Below are 24,961 nucleotides of genomic sequence, written 5' to 3' on the forward strand. Positions count from 1 at the left end.
CAATAAATGAACCTGCAGAACTTTGATAAGATTATTACCAGTCCTTAATAAAAACATAAATAGTATGTGTGGAATAGCCTGCATTTTCAATATTAAGTATCAGACGCCAGAACTGAGGCAAAAAGCTCTCATCATGGCCAAACGCATCCGACACCGCGGTCCCGACTGGAGCGGAATCTATTGTGGCGGATCAGCCATACTGGCACACGAACGACTCTCCATTGTTGATCCTCAGAGTGGAGGACAGCCGCTCTTCGCACCCGACCGAAAACAAGTCCTTGCCGTAAACGGAGAAATCTATAATCATCGTGATATCCGGAACGACTTCGCAGGTGATTATGAATTTCAGACAGGCAGCGATTGCGAAGTCATCCTTGCTCTATACCGGCGTTACGGAAAAGACTTCATCGAACGGCTGAGTGGTATCTTCGCCTTCGCCCTCTACGATGAAGAACGGGATGAGTTTCTCATAGCTCGCGATCCTATCGGTGTCATACCTCTTTATATTGGCAGAGACAAGGATGGAACAGTCTATTGCGCCAGTGAATTAAAAGCCTTGGAAGGCATGTGCGATGAATACGAACCATTCTTGCCCGGACATTATTATTGGAGCCGCGAAGGAGAAATGCGTCCGTGGTACCACAGGGAATGGAACGAATACGATGCTGTCAAAGATAATTACAGTGATAAAGCAAATAATGAAACACGCGTATCTGCATTTTCAGCCAACGATCCCGAAGCATATCAGATGCAAGTGTCAGCCATACGTACCGCCCTTGAAGATGCCGTTCGCCGACAACTGATGAGCGATGTTCCCTATGGAGTACTTTTATCAGGAGGGCTCGATTCGTCCGTCATCTCGGCAGTGGCCAAACTCTATGCAGCCAAGCGTGTAGAGACAGACAGTACCCAGGCAGCCTGGTGGCCGCAACTGCACTCCTTTGCCGTGGGCTTAAAAGGAGCTCCCGATCTGGAAAAAGCACGTCTGGTAGCCGAACATATCGGAACCGTACATCATGAGATCAATTACACCATTCAGGAAGGGCTGGACGCCATTCGCGACGTCATCTACTACATTGAGACATACGATGTTACTACCGTACGCGCTTCCACTCCAATGTATCTGCTGGCACGTGTCATCAAATCGATGGGAATCAAGATGGTACTTAGCGGTGAAGGAGCCGACGAAGTGTTCGGAGGTTACCTCTATTTCCATAAAGCCCCCACCCCACAGGCTTTCCACGAAGAAACCGTACGCAAACTTTCCAAGCTCTATATGTACGACTGTCTTCGTGCCAATAAGTCACTCTCGGCATGGGGAGTAGAAGGACGTGTACCTTTTCTCGACAAGGATTTCCTCGATGTAGCCATGCGTATCAATCCCGCTGTTAAGATGTGCCCGGGCCAGACCATAGAAAAGAAAGTGGTACGCGATGCATTTTCCTCACTTCTTCCCGATAGTGTTGCCTGGCGACAGAAAGAGCAATTCTCAGACGGTGTGGGATATTCGTGGATAGATACCCTAAAAGCCATGACCTCTGCTGCTGTAAGCGACGAGCAAATGGCCCATGCTTCCGAACGCTTTCCGATCAATCCGCCACAGAACAAGGAAGAATACTATTATCGCAGCATTTTCGAGGAACATTTTCCAAGTGAATCGGCAGCCCGCTCGGTACCCAGCGTACCGAGCGTAGCATGCTCAACCGCCGAAGCCCTGGCTTGGGATGCCAGTTTCAAAAACCTGAATGACCCCAGTGGCCGTGCCGTTTCCGGAGTCCACAAACAGGCATATTGATAAGCGGCTCCATATCATGCAAACCTGAAAGAGGGTGTGCAATATTAAGGAACAATATTTCTTTTTTCCTTTAATATTGCGCACTCTTTTCTTTGTATCTAGAGCAATAAACCAGACCTCAAATTTATTCTTCCAGATAAAAAATTGACTCTCTCAATTCGAATGTTACCTATTGCTCCTAAATAAGGACAAAGAGCTACTTTCGGCAAGATAACTGTCCGGTTACATCACATTTACAGGAAAAGGCCGATTGATATCATTTTTTGTGCGTAAGCTATTACACATAGCCAGACAGGTCAGTAACAGAAACACACCAAATAAATATTTATCTTTTACTCAATTATCGGGAAATATTTCAATTTATAATAATATTCGATTTTAATATTTTAATCTATAATATTATAAGGATATATTATTGCAATATGAAACATTTATTTAAAAAGCGTAGAAATTAAACATCAATACGAATGTAGCAAAAACAAAATGATGTACATTTGCATTATAGAAAAAACAAACAGATATATTATTACATAAATAAAAATCATAATGACAGGATAAAGCCAATAAAACCTTTCCCATTGAACAGAATCAACAAATCCGACAATACAGATGACGGAAGTAGCGACTCAGGTATTCGAAGGGGAAATCAATGGAGAAGAATAAAAAGAAGACATGCACTTCTTCTGATAAGCAATGTCACTGATCTTACTTACTCACTTTTTAAATAGGTTTATAGGTATGAAAACAGGAAGATTGAAAACAGGAGTGATAGCCATCGCGCTATTATCTGCAGCTTGTGAAGCAAAAGCTCAAGACAAGGTGGAAGCATCGGCCGGTGCCGATCTTGTAAGCGGTTACATCTGGCGCGGACAGGACTTGGGAGGTGTCAGCATACAACCAGGCCTGACGTTGTCTTACAAAGGTTTTTCCGTCAGTGCATGGGGCTCCGTAGGACTGGAAAGTTCCGATACCAAAAAAATGGATCTGACTTTGGGATATACAGTCGGAGGATTCAGCATATCGGTTACCGACTACTGGTTCAATGGCGGAAAGGGGTATCTGCACTACGATGCGCATGACACATCGCATGTATTCGAAGCGCAGATCGGATATGACTTCGGTCCGGTAGCGGTCAACTGGTATACCAACTTTGCCGGTGCCGACTATATGAAGTATGATGGCAGCCGTGCCTACTCCTCCTACATTTCGGTAGCTGCGCCTTTCAAACTTGGCGGACTGGACTGGGCTGCTGAAATCGGTGCTACCCCATGGGAAACAAGTTTCTACAATGCGACAGACAATTGTCCGGGATCAGACGGTTTCACCGTATGCGATATCAGCCTGTCAGCAAGCAAGGAGGTCCGTATAACCGACAGTTTCTCACTCCCATTGTTTGTCAAAGCCACCTGGAACCCACGCACCGAAGGGGCCTACTTTGTAGCTGGAATAAGTTTCTGAAACAATCATAAATAATTTAAGGTATGAAAAAGATTGAAGCTATCATCCGCAAGACCAAATTTGAGGAAGTGAAAGACGCACTGCTCAAAGCGGATATCGAATGGTTCTCCTACTACGATGTCAGGGGAATTGGAAAGTCTAGAGAAGCCCGCATCTACCGTGGGGTCATGTACGACACCAGTTCCATCGAGCGTATTCTTATCTCGATTGTAGTGCGTGACAAAAATGTGGAGAAAACCGTACAGGCTATCATGAAGGCAGCCCAGACAGGCGAGATAGGCGACGGACGTATCTTCATTATTCCAATCGAAGATGCCATACGCATACGCACCGGTGAGCGTGGCGACATAGCCCTCTACAATGCAGAACAAGAAAGATAGTACACGACTCACAACCTACACAAAAACCAAAATATAAATACAACTAAAGTACAAAGATTATGGATACAACAACTGATACACTGGCGCAATTGGTTTCGGGCGTCAACACCGTATGGATGTTATTGGCAGCCATGCTGGTATTCTTCATGCAACCGGGTTTCGCATTGGTAGAGGCAGGATTTACACGTACAAAAAATACGGCAAACATCCTGATGAAAAACTTTGTCGACTTCATGTTAGGTTCACTGCTCTATTGGTTCATAGGGTTCGGCATCATGTTCGGGCTCGGCGATTTCTTCGGAACTCCTCATTTCATGAGCCTGCTGTTCGACAGCAACGGTGTGCCCGACTCGGCCTCGCTTCCTACCGAAGGATTTCTCGTGTTCCAGACCGTATTCTGTGCCACTTCGGCCACCATTGTTTCAGGTGCCATGGCCGAGCGCACTAAATTCTCCATGTATTTAGTTTATACCATTTTTATCAGTGTGCTGATCTATCCGGTATCGGGACACTGGACATGGGGAGGCGGCTGGTTGATGAACGGCGATGAAGGCTCATTCATGATGAACACCTTCGGAACGACTTTCCACGATTTTGCCGGATCGACCATTGTACACTCCGTAGGTGGCTGGATTGCCCTGGTCGGAGCTGCCATCCTGGGGCCGCGCCTCGGCAAATACGGAAAAGACGGAAAGTCAAAAGCCATCCCTGGTCACAACCTGACAATCGCAGCCTTGGGTGTCTTCATTCTGTGGTTCGGCTGGTTTGGATTCAATCCCGGTTCACAACTGGCTGCTGCTACTACTGAGGACCAGGTAGCTATCTCACTGGTATTCCTCAACACCAACCTGGCGGCTTGTGCCGGTGGCTTCATCGCACTGCTCGTAAGCTGGATAAAATACGGCAAGCCGTCACTTTCACTCACACTGAACGGTATTCTGGCAGGCCTGGTAGGTGTTACCGCCGGATGCGATGCCGTATCACCGCTGGGAGCCGTTCTTATCGGAACCATCTGCGGAGTTCTGATGATCTATGCAGTAGAATTCATCGACCGCGTACTGAAGATTGACGACCCTGTAGGAGCTAGTTCTGTACACGGAGTATGTGGATTCACCGGAACCATCCTTACCGGACTGCTGTCCACCAGCGAAGGTCTGTTCTACGGTGCCGGCTGGGGATTCTTTGGAGCACAGGTATTCGGTGCTATAGTGATAGGTGCCTGGGCAGCCGTCATGGGCTTCATCATCTTCAAGATACTCGACAAGATTCATGGCTTACGTGTACCGGCACGTATCGAAGAAGAAGGTCTCGACATCTACGAACACGGAGAGTCAGCCTATAACTGACAACATAATCCCGGGCGGGTTTGACCGCCTTCCCGGGAACAAGACCCAAAAGAGAAATTTTATTCAAACATATCATCTTAAACCCACAAATTATAACGATATTATGTCAAAACTGAGATTCAGAGTAGTCGAAACGGCGTTCAAAAAAAGACCCGTTGCAGTGGCCATTCCCGAGAAACGCCCCTCGGAATATTTTGCCATGTATGTTTTCAACAAGGAAAAGATGTTCAGGTATCTGAACAGCAAAGTATACGCCAAATTAATCGACGTAATCGACAACGGTGCCCCGCTGGACCGTAGCATTGCCGATGAAGTAGCTGAGGGCATGAAAAAATGGGCGATTGAAATGGGAGCTACCCACTACACCCACTGGTTCCACCCGCTGACCGAAGGTACGGCCGAAAAGCACGATGCCTTCATCGAACACGATGGCAAAGGAGGCATGATGGAAGAGTTTACAGGAAAACTGCTGGTACAGCAGGAACCGGATGCCTCCAGTTTCCCCAATGGCGGAATCCGCAATACATTCGAAGCACGTGGTTACTCGGCATGGGATCCGTCATCACCCGCCTTCATCGTAGATGATACCCTGTGCATCCCAACAATCTTTATCGCCTATACCGGCGAATCACTCGACTATAAAGCTCCGTTGCTGAAAGCGTTGCGTGCTGTGGACAAGGCTACCGTAGAAGTATGCCACTATTTCAACCCTGACGTCAAGAAAGTATATGCCTATCTGGGCTGGGAACAGGAATATTTCCTGGTTGATGAAGGCTTGTACGCTGCCCGTCCCGACCTTCTGATGACTGGCCGTACACTGACCGGACACGACTCTGCCAAGAACCAGCAGCTGGAAGACCATTACTTCGGTGCTATCCCTCCCCGTGTGGCAGCCTTTATGAAAGAACTGGAAATCGAAGCATTGAAGTTGGGCATTCCTGTAAAAACACGCCACAACGAAGTGGCTCCCAACCAGTTCGAGCTGGCTCCTATCTTTGAAGAATGCAACCTGGCGGTCGACCACAACATGCTTATTATGGCACTGATGCGCAAAATAGCGCGCAACCACGGATTCCGCGTACTGCTGCACGAAAAGCCGTTTAAAGGAGTAAACGGAAGCGGCAAGCACAATAACTGGTCACTGGGGACCGATACCGGCATTCTGCTTTATGCCCCCGGTAAACTGCCCGAAGAAAACTTGCGTTTCATCACTTTCGTGGTCAACACACTGATGGCAGTATACCGCCACAACGGTCTGTTAAAGGCCTCCATATCAAGTGCCACCAACGCACACCGTCTGGGAGCCAATGAAGCACCTCCTGCAATTATTTCTTCTTTCCTGGGCAAACAGCTGAGCCAGGTACTCGAGCACATCGAGGAAAGTACAAAAGACGGACTGATTGGTCTCAGCGGCAAGCAAGGCATGAAGCTGGATATTCCGCAGATTCCGGAACTGCTCATCGACAACACCGACCGCAACCGTACGAGTCCGTTTGCCTTCACCGGTAATCGTTTCGAATTCCGTGCCGTAGGTTCAGAGGCAAACTGTGCCAGTGCCATGATTGCCCTGAACACAGCCTTGGCGGAACAGCTGACACAATTCAAGAAAGATGTGGACGAACTGATAGAAAAAGGAGAGCCTAAGATCTCGGCCATCCTGGATGTTATCCGTAAATACATCAAAATATGCAAACCTATCCATTTCGACGGAAACGGTTACAGTGATGAATGGAAGGCCGAAGCGGACCGCCGTGGCTTGGATTGTGAGACAAGTGTTCCTCTCATCTTCGACAATTACCTGAAACCGGAAAGCATCGCCATGTTCGAATCGACAGGAGTAATGAGCAGGAAAGAACTGGAAGCTCGCAATGAAGTGAAATGGGAGACTTATACCAAGAAAATTCAGATTGAGGCCCGCGTTTTAGGCGATCTGGCTATGAACCACATCATTCCCGTAGCCACTCAGTACCAGACAGGACTGATAGACAATGTCTACAAGATGAAGGAGCTCTTCCCGGCTGAAAAAGCCGCCCGGCTTTCGGCAAAGAATCTGGAATTGATAGAAGAGATTGCCAACCGTACCGCTTTCATCAAAGAACACGTGGATGCCATGATTGAAGCCCGCAAAGTGGCTAACAAGATGGAATGTGAACGCAGCAAAGCTATCGCCTATCACGATACCATCGTTCCTGCCATGGAAGAGATACGTTATCACATCGACAAGCTGGAGCTGATTGTTGACAACCAGATGTGGACGTTACCCAAATACAGAGAGTTGCTGTTTATCAGGTAACAGGACACGAATCATCAAACACAGAGGAGAGTTGCCTTACAGCACCTCTCCTCTGTGTTTATTTATATTCCAAAGACTTCTCTCCCATCTCTCATGATGATATCTTCAATGCTCACAAGCCTTCGGTAAAATACATATTCCCAATCAATACATCAAATTATATCTGTTCAGCAGTAACTCCAGATACTCCATCCCCATGACTCCACGCAAAGTGACAAACAGTCCCGGAACCTGTTGGCAAGAACAGGAAGCAGAGAAGGCTGCATAGACTGGTTTATCTTGCCAGTATCAAGACTGTCGCACTTCTGCTCCTAAGCCATTACTAGATATCTTCATAAGAAGATAAATCTGCTTTTTTGAGAATGTATATCACTGTTTCCGAAATTTTACTGTCAATATCCCGAAGCGCTCATATTCAAAAGCAGAATATGATTAATGAGCTCACTTCAACCAGTTATAATCCTTGTTCTAATGGAATACTCATAAACGACAATATCACAATGGCTTGCCCAAATAAAGAAGTGTCTTAATCCTTGTTCTAATGGAATACTCATAAACAGACTGTAAAAGAGCGCATTACCGTATCAGTTGGAATTTTATTTTATAAATAAACCTCTAAAAACCAGAATATTAAAGATTCACCACTAATATTTTCGCAAATCTACCTATTTTATTGCATCATTCCAAATAAAGCAAGACATTTTTTCACATATCAAACTCATTTTCACCATATTACATTTTCGCAAGACTAAGTCCGGTCTAAACAAATAATGACATTTGCGAAAACAGACAAAAAGTCATAATCACAATAATATGATTTACAGACAATTACAAAAATAAAAAAAATCAAGAATCCGAAGTTTTTTCGCAAATCAAAACAGATACAACAACCACACACACATTTGCGAAATTTTAAAACACTCTCTTTTTATATCATTTTTCATAATATACTGATAATAAACTGTTTCCCCAAAACAAAAAGTTCGCAAATCATTTTCTTTACAAAACGGACGCTTTCTTTCCCTCTATGGCTAACAAAACAGCCATCACAAAATTGTTTTTCAAAAAGCACACCTTTAATCATCGCGATAAGCAAGGAAATTTCTTGCACTCAAAAGGACCATCCCGAAAAAGGAACAACCTCAGTCGTACAGATAAATGAGAAAGAAGATAAAGATTTTAACAGCAAAAACCAATTTCATTATATCGTTTTTTAAATCATAAGCCTACAATAAAGGCCATGCCAATATTGGGCATAGCCTGAAAGGAGATTTCTCCCCCTGAGACAATTTCATGATAAGTCTTTCAACATCCTGGGCGATTGCCGGTAGTTTCATACCGGCAATCTGCATTAGATAATCTCCAATCCCGAAGGATCATACATCACCCGCGCATGGTTTTTCCGGATTACCTCCCGTTGGATGCACTTTCCCGTCACTTTATCAATTGTGTCACGAATGACAGAGCCATTCCGGAACACAATGCCATTCTCTCTGGAAAAGAATTCATTTTCTGCATGAATGTGATAACTGTAAGCTTGAGGATGTTCCGAACGCAATTCACCTCTCAGGTATTCTCCATCAGTGAACACCAATAACTGATACACATTATCCGTATCGTTGCGGAAACGGTAATCCAAATAATTATAGACAATGCTCGTACCTGTACCGAATGGAATCTGCCGGTGATAATCGGGAAACAGATCCAGCCCGTCATGATGATGATGTTCCACAATCCTTAATTCGGAATGCATCACCATCCAATGAATCAGGTTGGTAAACTGACACAGTCCTCCCCCCATATCCCTGTGAAGCCCGCCCCTTTGAAATCGTCAGTCCCTTCTTATAGCCATGCCGCTTATCATCAGGGCCTACCAGTTTCCAGAAAGAGAATGTCTCGCCCGGCCGGATCAGAATTCCATTTACACAGGGAGACGCAAGTGACAGATTCACAGCCTTGTTCTCCTGCAATTGCATTTCAGTATTCCCGAGTCTCCTGCGGATCAGCGAACTATGCCGGTATACCAGAACCGGCAAGCGCTCTGTACTTTTTTCACAAGCCAGCTTCTCCCGGCTGAAAAGGTCCTTCAGATGACGCAGCAAAATACATTTTTTTCTGGATATCTGATATGTCCAGGGTGAAAGTTCACAGAATAATTTTCTTTTCCTAGTATTAGCCATGCAGTTCTTAATTTTATCTTCCCAATATGAAGATAAAATTACATTTTTACTTTGATAAATAAGAATGTATCCTATGTGTTTTTACCGAATCTCCTGGCCAGATGATTCTTTCTTACACCCTACTATAAGACTAATATTTTCCACATTTACCATTACTGCTATTAAGTATCTTTCTTATCTTTGCAGCTAAACAGACAATGAATCCGGTTACGCAACTGCTATCAATAAAATATACATCCTACTCTATAAAATGAAATCACAGATAATCCGAGAAATTAAAGAAACAGACTATCCTGTTCTGGTGGGAATATGGGAAAGTGCCGTACTTCACACACATGATTTTTTGAAGCAGGAAGACTTCTTATATTACAAAGAAAATCTTATCAATTATTTCCGATACGTAAGTCTGTATGGATTTGAGCAAGACCAGAAGCTGGTAGGTTTTATAGGGACGGCCAATAGCAACATCGAAATGCTGTTCGTGCATAACGACTACCGTAGTATGGGCATCGGTAAAAAATTGGTTTTACATGCAATTCACAATCTTAGCGTCAGTAAAGTGGATGTGAATGAACAGAATTTACAGGCTGTAAAATTTTATCAACATATAGGATTCTCAATCGTAGCACGTTCAGCAGTTGATGGTGAAGGCATGGCATATCCGATTCTGCACATGCAGCTGTCAACTATTTAGTACTCTATGTAGAACTTCATTATCGCACACTTGACTCATTAGAGTCCTTTAGGTGTCGCTGCATTACAGAACATCATAGTCCATTTTTATTTACAAAAATATTGTCATACCTTCTACTAAAACTAATTTGCTTTCCGCACAGAAGGTTCAAAAGTTACCGGGAAAGTAAACTGTACATTCCTGTTCTTTCCTTTCTGTCGACCCGGTTTCCATTTCGGCATCAGACTGACAACGCGCAGAGCTTCCTTATCCAACGTCGGATTTACCCCTCTCAGTATCACCGGAGCTGTGACATTCCCCTCCTTATCAACTACGATTTGAATGATGAACGCCGCATTGTTTCTGCTTTTTCATGTTGCAGATGCCTCCGGATAAAATCCAACAAGCCAGGCATTCCGCCGGGGAACTCCGGCATCTCTTCCACTACCTGATAAACTGTCTGCTCATTTTCTTTCGGAATCTCCACATAATTTCTACTGACGTTTTTCGGTACTGGAGTCATTTCGGCCCGTCCGGCCTCTTCGTAATTATCCGTCAGACGAAATTCTGTCATCATCCGGATATTTTCTTTTGATTGTAGGGACACATCGTAAAAAAAACGATAACGTCCCGGTGCATTGTCATGGATTTCCGGATACAGACTGGCCACAAACCGACGGGAAGCGCCTGGAGCAACCACAAAAGCAATATCCACTGCAACGGTATTGATAGGCAGCTCATACCATTGGCTATCCGTACCTTCATACGTAATGAAGTAATGCATGCCACAAGTAATCTGCCGGTCGCTTCCGTTCAAGAGAATAAATGAAGCAGCAGAAGTCGTATCCGGATAAACTGTATATTCCGGATACAGACAAATACCGTATGCTTCGGATACACCGGTGGTATTATTCCGGACAGGATTTTCCGGACCCGAGAAACGGATAGCAGGCGAATCCATAAGCAACCTGCAGAACTCCGCACGGGCTTCCGGCGTATTATGAACCAATGTCACATTGATAAGATGTGCCGTCCTTCCCCAACTCACCATATTCGCCTTCAATTTACCTTTCGGCAAAGCATTATACCGTCGGTTCAGTTCATCCAAGAGAGTTTGAAGCTGCTTTTCAGAAAATATGCTGTCCGTCATCATTTCGATACGGAAGGCCTTGCTTCCCGACACCGTTTCCAATATTTCCCGTGCACGCAGCGTATCGCCCCGCACCTGAAGGACCAGCGTATTCCCTTCAAAATAGCGACCCTCCAGAAACGAGGGACAGCGGGTACTTCCAACGAAATCTCCAGTCATGGTGGAGTCATCACCATATGCCTTGCTCAGCGCTCTGATTATTTTCCAGCCCTCACTCCGGTCAAACACTTGTGGTTGAGAGGATGGTTCAGGAGGCTTCACACCCATTTGCTCCGCTCTGCCGGTACAATTCACGGTCAGCAGAAAAGCACAAGCCAGTATAAAAAATCTTTCTCTTTTCATTGTTTCATCCTTTTCCCGTGTTTATCTTCCCAATATGAAGATAAAATTACATTTTACTTTGATAAATAAGAATGTATCCTATGTATTTTTACCGAATCTTCTTGCTAGATAATTCTTTCTTACACAGATTACATCGAGGGACGTGAACTTTGTCCCTCGATATAATCTGACAATTTGCTCCAGTTGAATCTGATTAAATCATGGATTACCAATATTTAAAAGCATTTTCAGCTCCGGATTTGAAGATGCAAATATGATCTATAATATTCTATTCAACCGCATAGCAAGATAGCTGAGCTCATTGTTCTCTAAACTCCTCCAACAGTTCCTTGCAGCTTTCCATGTGTTTGTTATACCGCCGTAATGTTATCATAGCAGCAATTCCAATAGATACAACTCCTGATAAAGTAATGAGTCGTATTGTAGCAGGATCGTCCGTCAGAGTATACAGGCGCAGAAAAATATAGGTAAACATAGCAGTCAGAGGGACTATGCTGGCAAGCAGTGCTCTATTATAGAATTTACGATAACTCATAATTTTGCCTGTGACCGTCCGTACATCGTCGTTTAACAGATTATCCATACCAAGTTTGCGGCTTACCCATAGGCTGACGCCCAAATCTGCCAAAGCGCACAAAGATACCAATATTCCAAACAACAAAGGCCAGTCTGCAGTTATGCAAATAATTATTACCGCAGGTATCGTCAAGACATCAAGTAACATTCTATCTTTCATCTCCTTGCTTATGGCCAAGGTTGGCCGTTTCCTCAGTGCCTTGAAAAACTTTTCGTTCACTTTATCTTGCTTTCCCAATTCTTCTTTAAACAAATTATATTCCGACTTCAGTGCCTGAAGTTCTTTTTCAACATTGATTTCCATACAATTCCTTTTGTTAGATGTTAGACATTTTTTTAAGTTTTTCTTTGATGCGTACCAACTTGAATGAGACATTCTTAACAGAAATTCCTAGGATAGCGCCAATCTCATCGTAGCTCAGGCCTTCAAGCCACAACAGGACCACGCTTCTGTCAATCAGTCCCAACATATTGATTCGCTTATAAAGCTGCTTTATCTGTAAATTCTTTTCAAGATTACTTCCTTCTGACAGAAAACCGGTATCCAGATTCAGACATTCCCTCTGCTTCTTCTGACGGTTGCTGAAATTGATGCAGTAGTTCAAACTGACGCGATAAATCCACGTTCGGATATCGCTTTTTCCCTCGAAGGTTTCGAAACCTTTCCACAAACGGACAAGAATGTCCTGATAGAGGTCATTTACCTCTTCCTCATCCTTAGAAAACATGTAACAAACTGTGTAAATGGTCTGTTCATGCTCTCTGATGATATTCATAAACTGTTGTTCTTTCGAATTCATTCTACATTCTGTTTTTTATTATTAGACCACAAAGCAGCCAGAAAACTATACGTTCATATCGATTATCTTTGTATCTATCAACCATAATTATCGATATTAAGAAATATAACCAACTGGTGAAAACATATTTCTTTTTATTCATACTCTACTTATTAGACCACGCAGTGGTCCAAAAACTATACATTCATATTGATAAAAATAGGATAAAATCAATAAATGGTACATAATCGCGCTATCCTTGCGCCAGGGGAGCGCAATGCCTCTAACGGTCTCTGGAAAAACATTTTATCTCCCAAGATTACAGTAAACCCCAAGGACCTTCAGTCAAAAGGAAAAAGCCGTCGAAACAAAAATCAATCTGCCACGGGAACTCATTAATCACCGCCGTTGATTTATTCATCCGCACCGCCAATCAATAAAACCACACCGATAAGACAATTATAAAAAACATTACTTGCATGATACAACAATATTCCCGCATAGTTTATACCAAGGAGTTGAGACAAATGCCACCCGTTGCACTTTCTGCGCCCCGAAGCCGTATGCAACTCTGCCTGATGATGCCCTTCTTTCCGGCAATCTCCTGATATGCTGCATCCCTTTCCAGCCCCTAAAACAAAAACAAACAGTACCGGCAAAGCATAATAGATACATTTTACCGATACTGTTTGTGTATATTCCTGTCCCCGGCAGTCCTGCAGTATCCCCTTACCCCAGTGCCGGTTTTTATGTAGACTTATCCGTCTCTATTATGAGATTGAACGGAGGACAGTTTCCGTCAAGCCCATTATACTTACAGTCTGGAAATCATTTGGTTTCACCGAAAAGGACGTCCTTTCCCTGGATGAACGTAATGTCACGAGGAATACCGACCGAATTAATCTTGTCCAGATCGGCCTGGAGTTCAGGAGTAATGCCCCCGTTCTCTGCGCGATACTTGGTAGCAAACTCGACATTACCGTCGCCCTGAGTCTTCAGGATCAGTGCAGCCCAGCCGTTCATGGCTTCTTTCGCCTTCTGGAAGTCGATTACATACTGTCCCTGGGCATCGCGGGTAAACGCACCTGCCTTCTCCATATAGTTAAAGCACATCATGTTAGCTTTGCCGTGTGATGACGCAGCACCAAAACGTACGGAACGCAGGATACCGGCAATGTAAGTAGTTATGGCATCTTCGGCAGTGATGTTGGTGATCTCACCCATCTCCACCAGCTTGGTTACCATAAACAGACCCAGGATATCGGCCTTGGCTTCTTCCCACGAAGTCTTTTCAGTGCCCATTACCGCATCCACACTTTCATTCGTATTTACCGTCTGCTTCACACCCAGTCCGTGAGCCACTTCGTGGAAAGTCACATTCCAGAAGAAAGCATCGAAGTTCAGATATTTCTGCTGTTCGGGCGTAACGATAAGCTCACCTATCGGCATCATAATCTTATCGAATTTCGCCTTCATGGAGTTTCTCAGCTGGAGGCGGCGGGTTCCCTTCATCGCATGTACCCGCTCATCATTCGGGAGATTGATGGCAATGGTCTTGCTTCCGGCATTGCAGTCGCCGGCATAGAATACGGCATCGTACACATTCAGGTCGGACGATGTACCGGGAACAAATGTCTTGTATTGTGGTTCACAGGGCAACTCCTTCTGGAGGGCAGGAAGCATGGATACGAATTTGGCAAGATCCTTGCTTCTGGTTTCATCTTTCAGAAGAATAAAAGACTCGTACGAAGCCTTGGTCTCACGGAACTTGTCGTCGTAGCTTTCGATAGGGCCGGTTACGAAATCCACCTTGCTGTCTTTCATATCCATCCAGGCAAGGTCGCTTTCCAGGTAATCGTCTGTCTTGAAAGCTTCGATGCGTTTCTGAAGATAGTTCTTCAAGCCCGGGTCTTCTGCCAGTGTCACAGCTTTTTCAAGCAGTGCACAGATCCGTCCGATTTCATCGGCATATTCTTCATGATACCATACGCTCTTCAGAGAACCGTCTGCATTTCTACGGATAACGGTATACCATGAATCCTTGTTCTCATCTTCCAGGGCATCAAACTCCTCGGCCGTAATATCGTGCGGGTAATAATTGCAGACATCCAGTTTCTCGCCGTATCCCGGAAGGAAGGGCTTGTTGTTGTCAAGACGGTCCCAGGCTCCATACTGGATCATGGCAAACTTCTTGGCATAACTGTCGGTAAGGGTATCGAGCACACTCTTGTCGCCGAAAGTCTGTTTCCAGAAAAGGTCGTCTGTAATTTCGCCGACCTGAAAAAATATTTTTACCAGTTCTTTTTCCTTGTCATTCAATCCGTTGACCAGGTCTGATTTCAGTTCCACCTGTGCATATTCTTCCACCTTGGCCTTCATCGGAGACTCCTGCTGCTGAGTGGTACACGACAGTACGGAAGCCATCGCAGCAACTCCCAGTACCGATGCCGAAAATTTCATAAATCTGTTCCTCATAATCTGTTGGTTTTGTTATTTATATACTATTAGATTCGTTACTGTCGGATTTTTATTCACTAAGTCACTCTAAAGATTCGTGGATGACCGTCATTCTTGCTTCACCTTGTTTCTGATATCATTTGCCCGTCCTCTCCCAGAGCTGTTTTCAATGCCGTTTTCCCCAATTGACTCCAACACTTTTACAGGGCCGAAGATACAAAAAGAATAAATATGAGCCAAGGCAAACATTTTGAAATGATTATGCAGAAACGCAAAAAGCCCGGCATCCGCTGACTCTCCCGCTGCAAAGCCGCGCCCTCACCTTGGAGAATCGTTCTTCCGGCGGAATTTTAACGGTGACAATCCCGTCTTACGCATAAAGAACTTTCCAAAAACCGACTGGTCGGAGAAGCCGAGAGAATCTGCAATTTCCTTGATGTCCATATCTGTACACTCCAGCATGCGCCTCGCATCGGCGCAAAGCATCTTTGAGAGATGAAAACACACGGTATTCCCCGTTACATTCTTCACCACGCGCGACAGATAAGTGGTCGTAATGTGCAGACTCTCGGCATAAAATCCTATGGAATGGTGTTGACGGTAATTTGCCACAAGGAGTTTCTTGAAGTTCCGGAAAATCTCGTTCTCACGTTTTACAGAAACCATGGTATCTGTATGCTCTCCGCATAAGGCATCAGCCAGCTGCAAAAGAAAGAAGTTGCACAAGTTACGGATGATCCCGTCGTGATAGACCTGCATCACATTAAGCCGCGCTCCGAAAAGCGACATGCTCTCCTTCAGATAGCCCAATCGGTCACCCGTAAGACGGAACACGGGAAGCCTGTAATTGCCAAGATAGCCTGCAACCTGATTATAGAGCGGCTGCCCGTCGGGAAGACTGTCAAAATACGAAGGGACCATGTATACAACCTTCAGTGCAAAACAGGCATCAAAATGCTCAATGGTACTGGTTGTACTTGGGGTAAGCACCACCAGATTCCCGCAGTCAAGGTCATATTCATCGTAGGCATCGACCAGTCGGGCTGTTCCGTTTATGACGAGCAAAAAGAAAAAGCCTCTCTCAAACCTTATGCCGGTACAATCACTTGAATGTGCCTCAAAGTCGTAACAGCAGGTATTTCCGGCAGTAGTCCCCGATGATTCCATTACTTCATAAATAGAAATATCCTTCAGCCGTTTTTTGCGACAAAGATACCCGTTGTTTCGTTTTAAACCAAAATAAGTTGTTCTTTTATATCGGTCCTTATGGATTTTAGGTTGAACTTTGCGGCAATTTTATAAATGAGAAAAGCCATATGGACAAATTTCTTTTCAGACGTTATCTTCTGTTTTGTATTTCTCTGTTTGTGAATGCGCTTGGGATAGCCTTTATTACCAGAGCCGCCTTGGGCACGTCGCCAATTACCAGCGTGACATACGTACTGAGCATGTTCACCCCCTTCACCATCGGAGAATGGACCATCATGCTCAACATCCTGTTCGTGGTGCTCGAGCCATTTATGATGACACGCCGCGACCTTAAAGACGACTTGCGGATGTTCCTGCTGCAGATTCCCATATCCTTCTGTTTCGGAATATTCATAGACATCTGCATGCATCACATACTTTTCTGGCTGAATCCGGCCACATATCTCCACATGATCTCCGCATTACTGGTGGGGTGTGTGATTCTGGCTGTGGGCATCGCCCTCGAAGTGAAAGCCAATGCGGCAATGATGGCCGGTGAATATTTCGTGAAAGTCATCACACGGCGCTTCCACGGGGAATTCGGCTACATCAAGCTCGGTTTCGACGTGACCCTGGTGGCCATCGCCTGCATACTGTCCCTGGTATTCATGTCCGGCATATACGGCGTGCGTGAAGGCACTGTCATTGCCGCTCTGATAGTGGGCCCCATCGTGCACTTTGTAAGCCCGTATTACCGTTTCCTGGACCAGTGGATCAACAACCGGAAACCGCAGGAAAGAGCTCATATCAAACAACCACACAACCCTGTTATTATAACCATAGCACGCGAATACGGCAGCGGCGGACATCTGCTGGGTGAAATGCTCTCCAAGGAGCTAGGCATCAGACTGTACGACAAGGAATTCATCCGCATGGCAGCACAGCGCAGCGGCATGGACGAGGGGTATATTGCCCGAAATGAACAGTCTATTCCCTCTTTCTGGCTTAAATGCATCCTGTCAAAGAACAGTGAGCAGCCCATAGAGGGAAGTCTGTCATCGGATGACGTGCTGTTCGTTGCAGAAAGCAAGATTATCCAGGAGCTGGCAGAAAAAGAATCTTGCATCATTGTCGGCAGGTGTGCAGACTACATTCTGAAAGATTATTCTAAGGTTCTGAAGATATTCTGTTACTCGGATATCGAAAGTGCCGTTTCCCGCTGTGTGAGCGAATATGGCATCAAGCGCGAGGAGGCCGCATCGGAAATACGCCGCATCAACCGCAACCGTATTCATCATTACGAATATTATACCGGTGAGAAATGGGGAGAACCTCACCATTATCACCTCATGCTGAACACCGGAACCATCGGTCTGGAAACGGCATGCAAATTGGTCAGGAAGATTTATGAAAACGGGTAAAGCCTCTCCCTCCTCTCTGCAACCTTCCGGCCGCTGATTTGCGCCGTTTCCTTTTTTCATCCTCTGTATCCCTGAGAAGGATTCATACCAATTTCTCCACACTGAAGGGTGTGGCAGTAAAAGGCTTCCGTCATTTGACTTAAGTATGGTCAATGACGGAAGCCTTTTCTGTTTCATACATGCCAAATACCAGTGCCATTGAAGACCGGGCATCCGTAAAGAAAAGATACCGGCCCGGTGACAGATTCGGCCGGCCGTTGTACAATATCATAATAATAATCTCAATTTATCAAATTGAGAAGCCTGAAACCGGAGCCCCAATTACACACCACTCATTAACATGCTAATAAACAAAATATTACGCATATCATCTATTTTCTGGCATGCCTCTTGCATAAGATAAGATGAACTTAAAAAATAAAAATGATGGAACTGTTTACAATTGGTTTTGCAGTCTGCATGCTGACAGGCATCAGCTGCTTCTGGTTATTTGAGAAATGTATCGAATGGTTTGAAAACGTGTAAAACAAAGAGGAGAAAAAGATTTATGTACACTGCATTATTTATAGTAGGCCTGATAATGTTCGGCTATCTGATGTATGTCCTGGTAAAACCGGAAAAGTTTTAAATGAATGAATCGACAATGTGTAGCACGCTCTACCAAAAAAAATATTAATGTATGAATACAGAAACATTAGGTGTCATCGCACAAATCGTTTTAATGATAGCATTGAGCTATCCATTAGGAAAATATATTGCCAAAGTCTATAAAGGGAAAAAAGTCTGGAGTGATTTCATGAAGCCGGTAGAAAATGTAATCTTCCGGTTTTCCGGAATCAACCCGGAAGAAGAGATGAACTGGAAACAGTTTTTAAGGGCCTTGCTTGTGGTTAACGCATTCTGGTTTGTATGGGGAATGGTCCTGCTGGTTGTACAGGGCTACCTTCCTTTAAATCCGGATGGGAATATCGGTCAGACCGCACATCAGGCTTTCAATACCTGCATCTCGTTCATGGTTAACTGCAATGAACAACACTACAGCGGTGAGACCCATCTGACTTATTTCACTCAACTGTTTGTGATCATGCTGTTCCAGTTTATCACAGCATCCACAGGCATGGCCGCAATGGCAGGCATCATGAAAGCCCTTGGTGAAAAAACGACCCAAACCATCGGCAACTTCTGGAAGTATCTGGTACTGAGCTGCACCCGAATTCTTCTTCCCTTATCGCTGGTAGCCGGATTCATACTGATCACACAAGGTATCCCCATGGGATTTGACGGCAAAATGGAAATCACGACGCTGGAAGGAAATCCCCAGTACATCTCCCAGGGACCCGCCGCAGCGATTGTACCCATCAAACAGTTGGGTACGAATGGAGGCGGCTACTATGGAGTGAACGCTTCGCATCCGTTGGAAAACCCCACATATTTGTCGAACATGACAGAATGCTGTTCCATACTTATCATCCCGATGGCAATGGTATTTGCATTTGGTTTCTATGTAGACCGCAAGAAACTAGGCTATAGCATATTTGGAGTAATGCTTGCCGCCTTCCTGATCGGAGTATGCATCAATGTGCCTCAGGAAATGGGAGGCAATCCAAGAATCGATGCCATGGGCATAGCCCAGGACGGCGGAGCGATGGAAGGAAAAGAAGTCCGGCTGGGTGCCGGCGCAACGGGTCTCTGGAGCGTGGCTACGACTGTCACGTCCAACGGTTCCGTAAACGGCATGCACGATTCTACGATGCCGCTTTCCAATATGATTGAAATGCTGAACATGCAAATCAACACATGGTTCGGCGGCGTCGGAGTGGGCCGGATGAACTACTTTACCTTCATTATCATAGCCGTTTTCATCAGTGGACTGATGGTAGGACGTACCCCGGAATTCATGTGCCACAAGGTGGAAGCAAAAGAAATGAAAATAGCCTCGGTGGTAGCACTGCTTCATCCTTTCGTCATCCTTGTAGGTACTGCCCTTGCCGCCTATCTGTATGTACATGCTCCTGCGTTTGTAGCGAGCGAAGGAGGCTGGCTGAACAACCCCGGTTTTCACGGACTCGGAGAGATGCTGTATGAGTTCACTTCTTGTGCGGCCAATAACGGATCTGGTTTTGAGGGACTGGGAGATAATACCTGGTTCTGGAACGTATCCTGCGGCATCGTACTGATATTGAGCCGGTTCATCCCCATCATCGGCCAAGTAGCCATAGCGGGACTTCTGGCACAGAAGAAATATATCCCGGAAAGTGCCGGAACACTTCAGACCGATACGGCGACATTCGGAGTGATGACGTTTGCAGTGATATTCATCGTCGCAGCCTTGTCATTCTTCCCGGCACAGGCCTTGAGTACAATTGCAGAACATTTTTCATTGTAGTTTAAGACAACAACATGCAAGCCGGCAGGCAGGACAATCGCACTTGAAAGGGATTGTACGCTTGTCAGCTTACGAATAAAAAATCTGAAGATATGAATTCAAAAGATCAAAATACCTCGCTGTTTCAAAAGGATCAGGTCATGGAAAGCCTGAAACAGTCATTTGTAAAGCTGAATCCGAAAATGATGGTCAAGAACCCTATCATGTTTACTGTGGAAGTGTCAACCGTAATCATGGGATTCGTCACCGTTTACTCAGCATTCAGCACCTCACAGGGTTCGTTCACTTATAACCTGTGGATATTTGTCATACTTTTCCTGACATTATTGTTCGCCAATTTTGCCGAAGCGATAGCCGAGGCCCGCGGTAAAGCACAGGCAGACAGTTTGCGCAAGACCCGTGAAGAAACTCCTGTCAAACTTATTGTAAACGGTAAAGTAACGACAGTGAGCAGTTCGCAGCTCAAAAAAGGAGATATCTTTGAATGTGAGGCGGGTGATGTCATTCCGGCAGACGGTGAAATCATTGAGGGACTGGCATCCATCGATGAAAGTGCTATCACCGGTGAATCTGCTCCGGTAATCCGCGAAGCCGGTGGCGACAAGAGTTCCGTAACGGGTGGTACTAAAGTCCTTTCCGACCACATCAGGGCAGTGGTGACAACCCAGCCCGGCGAGAGTTTTCTGGATAAGATGATTGCACTGGTCGAGGGAGCAAGCCGTCAGAAGACGCCGAATGAGATTGCACTTACCATCCTTTTAGCCGTATTTACACTGGTGTTCCTCGTCGTTTGCATCACTCTTAAACCGCTGGCCGACTATTCCGGCACCGTCATTACCATAGCCGCATTCCTCTCCCTTTTTGTCTGCCTGATACCGACTACGATCGGCGGTCTGCTTTCCGCAATCGGTATCGCCGGAATGGACCGGGCCTTACGGGCAAATGTCATCACCAAATCAGGCAAGGCGGTTGAAACGGCCGGAGATATCGACACCCTACTGCTCGACAAGACCGGAACCATCACCATCGGCAACCGGAAGGCTACAGCTTTTTATCCGGTTGCAGGTCTTGACAAACGCAGGTTTATCGAAGCGTGCATGCTGTCTTCCGCATCAGACGATACCCCGGAAGGAAAGTCTATCATAGAGTTGGGACGGGAACAGGGACTGCGTATGCGCAACCTGCACACAGAAGGCGCTCATATGATCCGGTTTACGGCAGAGACCAAATGCTCGGGAATCAACTTAGCGGACGGTACTCAAATCCGAAAAGGGGCATTCGATGCAATTCGTACGATTGTAAGCGAGGCAGGAAATGAATTTCCTGAAGAGACCGAGGAAATCATCAGGCGGATTACCAGCAATGGAGGTACCCCGCTGGTGGTATGCATCAATAAGGAAATCGCCGGCGTGATTGAGTTGCAGGATATTATCAAGCCGGGCATCCGGGAACGTTTTGAACGCTTGCGCAAGATGGGAGTAAAAACCGTCATGGTGACCGGTGACAACCCACTGACGGCAAAGTATATTGCCGAAAAAGCCGGAGTTGATGATTTCATTGCGGAGGCCAAACCGGAAGATAAGATGAATTACATCAAGAAGGAACAGGCTGCGGGTAAACTGGTTGCCATGATGGGTGACGGAACCAACGATGCCCCGGCGCTTGCACAAGCTAACGTAGGAGTAGCCATGAACAGTGGCACTCAGGCGGCTAAAGAGGCCGGCAACATGGTCGACCTTGACAACGACCCTACCAAACTGATAGAGATTGTCGAAATCGGCAAACAGCTGCTGATGACACGTGGCACACTTACCACCTTCTCCATCGCCAACGATGTAGCCAAGTATTTTGCCATCATCCCCGCACTGTTCATGGTTTCCGTCCCGCAGCTTGGAGCACTTAACATCATGGGATTACACAGTCCTGAGAGTGCCATCCTTTCTGCCATCATATTCAATGCCATCATCATCCCTATCCTCATACCGCTGGCACTTAAAGGAGTGGAATACAAGCCGATTGGAGCCAGTGCCCTACTCCGCAGAAACCTGCTTATCTATGGAGTGGGCGGTATTATCGCACCTTTCGCAGGGATTAAACTGATAGATTTATTCGTAGGGTTATTTTTCTGATAATTAAAACAAATACAGACAGTTATGAAAAATTTAATGAAATCAGTCCGGATTACACTGGCATTCTGTGCCTTATTTTCGGTCAGTTATATATTGGTATTATGGATTTTCGCTCAGTTTGCCGCTCCCGGTGAAGGAGGAAATGCGGAAACAGTAACACTCAACGGCAAAGTTGTCGGTGCTGCAAACGTGGGACAGGTTTTTACGAAAGACGTATTCTTCTGGGGCAGACCTTCGTGTGCAGGCAGCGGGTATGACGGCACGAGTGCTGCAGGCAGCAACAAGGGGGCTACCAACGAGGAATATCTGAAAGTAGTGGAAGCCAGAATTGATACATTTCTGATTCATCATCCTTACCTGAAACGCGAGGACGTTCCTGCGGAAATGGTGACCGCAAGTGCCTCCGGTCTTGATCCTGACATCACCCCTGAATGTGCATATGTCCAGGTAAGACGGGTTGCAGAGGCCAGAGGAATGAGTGAGGCTGATGTGAAGGCCATCGTCGACAAGATGATAGAAAAGCCCTTGTGGGGCATCTTCGGACCAGCAAAAATCAATGTGCTGAAACTGAACGTTGCATTGGAGGAAGCAAATCCGACCGTAGGCCAATAAACAACCGGCTCCTTTCCACATGCCGGTTTGCAGTTGACGGTCCATGACCGTACCTGCCTTGCAGCGGATTCGGCCTGGGATGGCAATGGCCAGTCAGTATCCCCCTTCTCATTTTGAAGATTCAAGTTTATCAAAATGAGAAGGGGAATTTGCCTTTACTCCATCCCGTATTTCAATAAAGACCTATCAATTAACACATTACAAACTGAGGAATCCAGTGGCATGCGTTTTGCCTATCTGTCGACAAAAGATGTTATATATGGAAGAGATTCATCAAACCAATTCGTTATCATTCAAAAACAGGAAAGACGGACTGATTAATTTCGGAACTGTCTCTTATGTCCTGGGCATACTGATCTTAGTTGAAGCCGGGTTGTTTGCCATCTGCGCAGGGGTATCGGCCCTTTATCATGAAAGCAGCTATATCCATTTTATATGGACGATGTTAATCAATATCGCCATCGGCGGAATAATGGTACTTGCCGGCAACCGTAAAGGCAAGAATGTCTCCCGGCGTGATGGATATTGCATAGTAAGTATCTCGTGGATATTATTTACCCTCTTGGGCATGTTGCCATTCTATTTGAGCGGATATATTCCGTCCATTACCGATGCTTTCTTCGAAACCATGTCGGGTTTCACCACCACAGGAGCCACAATATTGAATGACATCGAATCTTTGCCGCATGGATTGCTCTTCTGGCGCAGTTTCACACAATGGATCGGAGGCCTGGGCATTGTCCTTTTCACCATCGCTTTGCTGCCTTTGTTCAATGACAGCAGTCAGCAGCTTTTTCTATCGGAGGCTACAGGAGTGACACATGATAAAATTCATCCCCAAATCAAGGTCATGGCACGTTACCTGTGGCTGATCTATATCGGGCTGACCTTACTGGAGACGGTACTATTGATGCTGGGAGGCATGAATTTATTTGATGCGCTGTGCCAGTCCTTCGCCACTACGGCCACGGGCGGTTTCTCTACCAAGCAGGACAGCATCTCTTATTGGAACTCTCCGTATATAGAATATATCATCTCTGCGTTCATGATTTTATCGGGTGTCAACTTCTCTTTGTATTATTTTGCCCTGAAGGGGAAATACAGGAAATCAGTGAGGGACGGAGAATTGCACTGGTTCCTCATCTCGATAGCTTCCCTGACGATAATCATTGCATTTGCCTTGTTCGTAACGGATTATTATGACCTGGAGACTGCCTTCCGTAAGGCCTTGTTTCAAGTGGCTACTGTCCATACATCGTGCGGATTTGCCACAGACGATTATAATTTATGGCCCCCGTTTACCTGGATGCTGCTTATTTTTGCCATGGTATCAGGGGGATGTACGGGGTCGACCAGCGGCGGCGTCAAAAACCTGCGCCTGCTGATCATGTTCCAGAACATCCGGAACCAGTTCAGGCAAATGCTGCACCCGAGAGCCATCCTGCCGGTACATATCAACAACGATCAGGTGCCTGTACAGACATCGGCGTTAGTGTATACATTCTTTACCACATACTTGATTTGCATCTTCATCGGCTGGACCTTATTGATGGGCCTGGGAGTGGGGCTGACGGAATCATTCAGTACCGTCATATCTGCCATAGGCAATGTGGGACCGGGACTGGGAGCTTACGGACCGGTTTATTCCTGGGCTTCTCTGCCCGATGCTGCCAAATGGGTTCTCTCTGCCTTGATGCTTATCGGACGATTGGAGATCTTCAGTGTACTGCTGCTGTTCGCTAAACGCTTCTGGGCCGATTATTAATCCCTGGCAATCACTCGTTTTAAATTTACTG

The 24,961-nt window shown here is 45.7% G+C and carries 20 protein-coding genes; 12 read left to right on the forward strand and 8 right to left on the reverse strand.

The window, feature by feature from the left end; all coding sequences use genetic code 11:
• The first annotated feature begins 64 nt into the window (after window positions 1-64).
• The 5 genes from asnB (at window position 65) to H3001_RS10355 (ending at window position 7,272) form a co-directional block, all read left to right on the forward strand.
• Window positions 65-1,795 (forward strand): asparagine synthase B, encoded by a 1,731-nt coding sequence (gene asnB, locus H3001_RS10335; RefSeq protein ID WP_181214860.1) that lies wholly within the window; start codon window positions 65-67, stop codon window positions 1,793-1,795.
• Window positions 1,796-2,533: 738 nt separating this feature from the next.
• Window positions 2,534-3,253, forward strand: a complete 720-nt coding sequence (locus H3001_RS10340; RefSeq protein ID WP_181214861.1) for a hypothetical protein — start codon at window positions 2,534-2,536, stop codon at window positions 3,251-3,253.
• Between the two features lie 23 nt (window positions 3,254-3,276).
• Window positions 3,277-3,633, forward strand: coding sequence for a P-II family nitrogen regulator (locus H3001_RS10345; protein WP_181214862.1), 357 nt, complete (start codon window positions 3,277-3,279; stop codon window positions 3,631-3,633).
• 59 nt (window positions 3,634-3,692) lie between these two features.
• Window positions 3,693-4,979 carry an ammonium transporter gene (locus H3001_RS10350; RefSeq protein WP_181214863.1) on the forward strand — a complete coding sequence of 429 codons (1,287 nt, stop codon included), beginning with the start codon at window positions 3,693-3,695 and terminating at the stop codon, window positions 4,977-4,979.
• A gap of 103 nt (window positions 4,980-5,082) precedes the next feature.
• Window positions 5,083-7,272 carry a glutamine synthetase III family protein gene (locus H3001_RS10355; protein ID WP_181214864.1) on the forward strand — a complete coding sequence of 730 codons (2,190 nt, stop codon included), beginning with the start codon at window positions 5,083-5,085 and terminating at the stop codon, window positions 7,270-7,272.
• Between the two features lie 1,351 nt (window positions 7,273-8,623).
• Here H3001_RS10355 and H3001_RS19295 read toward each other — a convergent pair.
• Together H3001_RS19295 and H3001_RS19795 are read right to left on the reverse strand one after the other, a co-directional pair.
• Window positions 8,624-9,073 carry a VanW family protein gene (locus H3001_RS19295; protein ID WP_219915863.1) on the reverse strand — a complete coding sequence of 150 codons (450 nt, stop codon included), beginning with the start codon at window positions 9,071-9,073 and terminating at the stop codon, window positions 8,624-8,626.
• The gene (locus H3001_RS19795; protein ID WP_394367805.1) at window positions 8,985-9,452 is read right to left on the reverse strand and encodes a VanW family protein; all 468 of its coding nucleotides are present in this window, start codon (window positions 9,450-9,452) and stop codon (window positions 8,985-8,987) included. Before H3001_RS19795 ends, H3001_RS19295 begins: the two co-directional genes overlap by 89 nt.
• Window positions 9,453-9,714: 262 nt before the next feature.
• On the opposite strand from H3001_RS19795, the gene H3001_RS10365 reads away from it, so the two are divergent.
• Entirely contained in the window at window positions 9,715-10,146 is a 432-nt protein-coding gene (locus H3001_RS10365) for a GNAT family N-acetyltransferase (RefSeq protein ID WP_181214880.1), read from the forward strand.
• A 122-nt stretch (window positions 10,147-10,268) separates the two neighbouring features.
• On the opposite strand, the gene H3001_RS19475 is transcribed toward H3001_RS10365, so the two are convergent.
• The 6 genes from H3001_RS19475 to H3001_RS10390 all read right to left on the reverse strand — a co-directional run bounded on the left by H3001_RS19475 (window position 10,269) and on the right by H3001_RS10390 (window position 16,596).
• A complete protein-coding gene (locus tag H3001_RS19475) occupies window positions 10,269-10,427 on the reverse strand; it encodes an energy transducer TonB (protein ID WP_317170767.1) in 159 nt (52 codons plus the stop codon).
• Between the two features lie 29 nt (window positions 10,428-10,456).
• The gene (locus H3001_RS10370; protein ID WP_246368550.1) at window positions 10,457-11,617 is read right to left on the reverse strand and encodes an immunoglobulin-like domain-containing protein; all 1,161 of its coding nucleotides are present in this window, start codon (window positions 11,615-11,617) and stop codon (window positions 10,457-10,459) included.
• Window positions 11,618-11,915: 298 nt separating this feature from the next.
• A complete protein-coding gene (locus H3001_RS10375) occupies window positions 11,916-12,497 on the reverse strand; it encodes a hypothetical protein (protein ID WP_181214865.1) in 582 nt (193 codons plus the stop codon).
• Between the two features lie 13 nt (window positions 12,498-12,510).
• Window positions 12,511-12,993, reverse strand: coding sequence for an RNA polymerase sigma factor (locus H3001_RS10380; RefSeq protein WP_181214866.1), 483 nt, complete (start codon window positions 12,991-12,993; stop codon window positions 12,511-12,513).
• Window positions 12,994-13,800: 807 nt separating this feature from the next.
• A complete protein-coding gene (locus tag H3001_RS10385) occupies window positions 13,801-15,447 on the reverse strand; it encodes a dipeptidyl-peptidase 3 family protein (RefSeq protein WP_181214867.1) in 1,647 nt (548 codons plus the stop codon).
• Window positions 15,448-15,747: 300 nt separating this feature from the next.
• On the reverse strand, window positions 15,748-16,596 hold the full coding sequence (locus H3001_RS10390; protein ID WP_181214868.1) for an AraC family transcriptional regulator: 849 nt from the start codon (window positions 16,594-16,596) through the stop codon (window positions 15,748-15,750).
• A 149-nt stretch (window positions 16,597-16,745) separates the two neighbouring features.
• On the opposite strand from H3001_RS10390, the gene H3001_RS10395 reads away from it, so the two are divergent.
• The 6 genes from H3001_RS10395 (at window position 16,746) to H3001_RS10420 (ending at window position 24,930) form a co-directional block, all read left to right on the forward strand.
• Entirely contained in the window at window positions 16,746-18,038 is a 1,293-nt protein-coding gene (locus H3001_RS10395; RefSeq protein WP_181214869.1) for a cytidylate kinase family protein, read from the forward strand.
• A gap of 547 nt (window positions 18,039-18,585) precedes the next feature.
• Window positions 18,586-18,666 carry a potassium-transporting ATPase subunit F gene (locus H3001_RS19630; RefSeq protein WP_181214881.1) on the forward strand — a complete coding sequence of 27 codons (81 nt, stop codon included), beginning with the start codon at window positions 18,586-18,588 and terminating at the stop codon, window positions 18,664-18,666.
• Between the two features lie 51 nt (window positions 18,667-18,717).
• A complete protein-coding gene (gene kdpA, locus H3001_RS10405) occupies window positions 18,718-20,424 on the forward strand; it encodes a potassium-transporting ATPase subunit KdpA (protein WP_181214870.1) in 1,707 nt (568 codons plus the stop codon).
• Between the two features lie 92 nt (window positions 20,425-20,516).
• On the forward strand, window positions 20,517-22,553 hold the full coding sequence (kdpB, locus tag H3001_RS10410; protein ID WP_181214871.1) for a potassium-transporting ATPase subunit KdpB: 2,037 nt from the start codon (window positions 20,517-20,519) through the stop codon (window positions 22,551-22,553).
• Window positions 22,554-22,577: 24 nt separating this feature from the next.
• Window positions 22,578-23,165, forward strand: coding sequence for a K(+)-transporting ATPase subunit C (locus H3001_RS10415; RefSeq protein ID WP_181214872.1), 588 nt, complete (start codon window positions 22,578-22,580; stop codon window positions 23,163-23,165).
• Window positions 23,166-23,424: 259 nt separating this feature from the next.
• A complete protein-coding gene (locus H3001_RS10420; protein ID WP_181214873.1) occupies window positions 23,425-24,930 on the forward strand; it encodes a TrkH family potassium uptake protein in 1,506 nt (501 codons plus the stop codon).
• The last annotated feature ends 31 nt before the right edge of the window (window positions 24,931-24,961 follow it).

Source organism: Phocaeicola faecicola (assembly GCF_013618865.1).
Classification (GTDB): domain Bacteria; phylum Bacteroidota; class Bacteroidia; order Bacteroidales; family Bacteroidaceae; genus Phocaeicola; species Phocaeicola faecicola.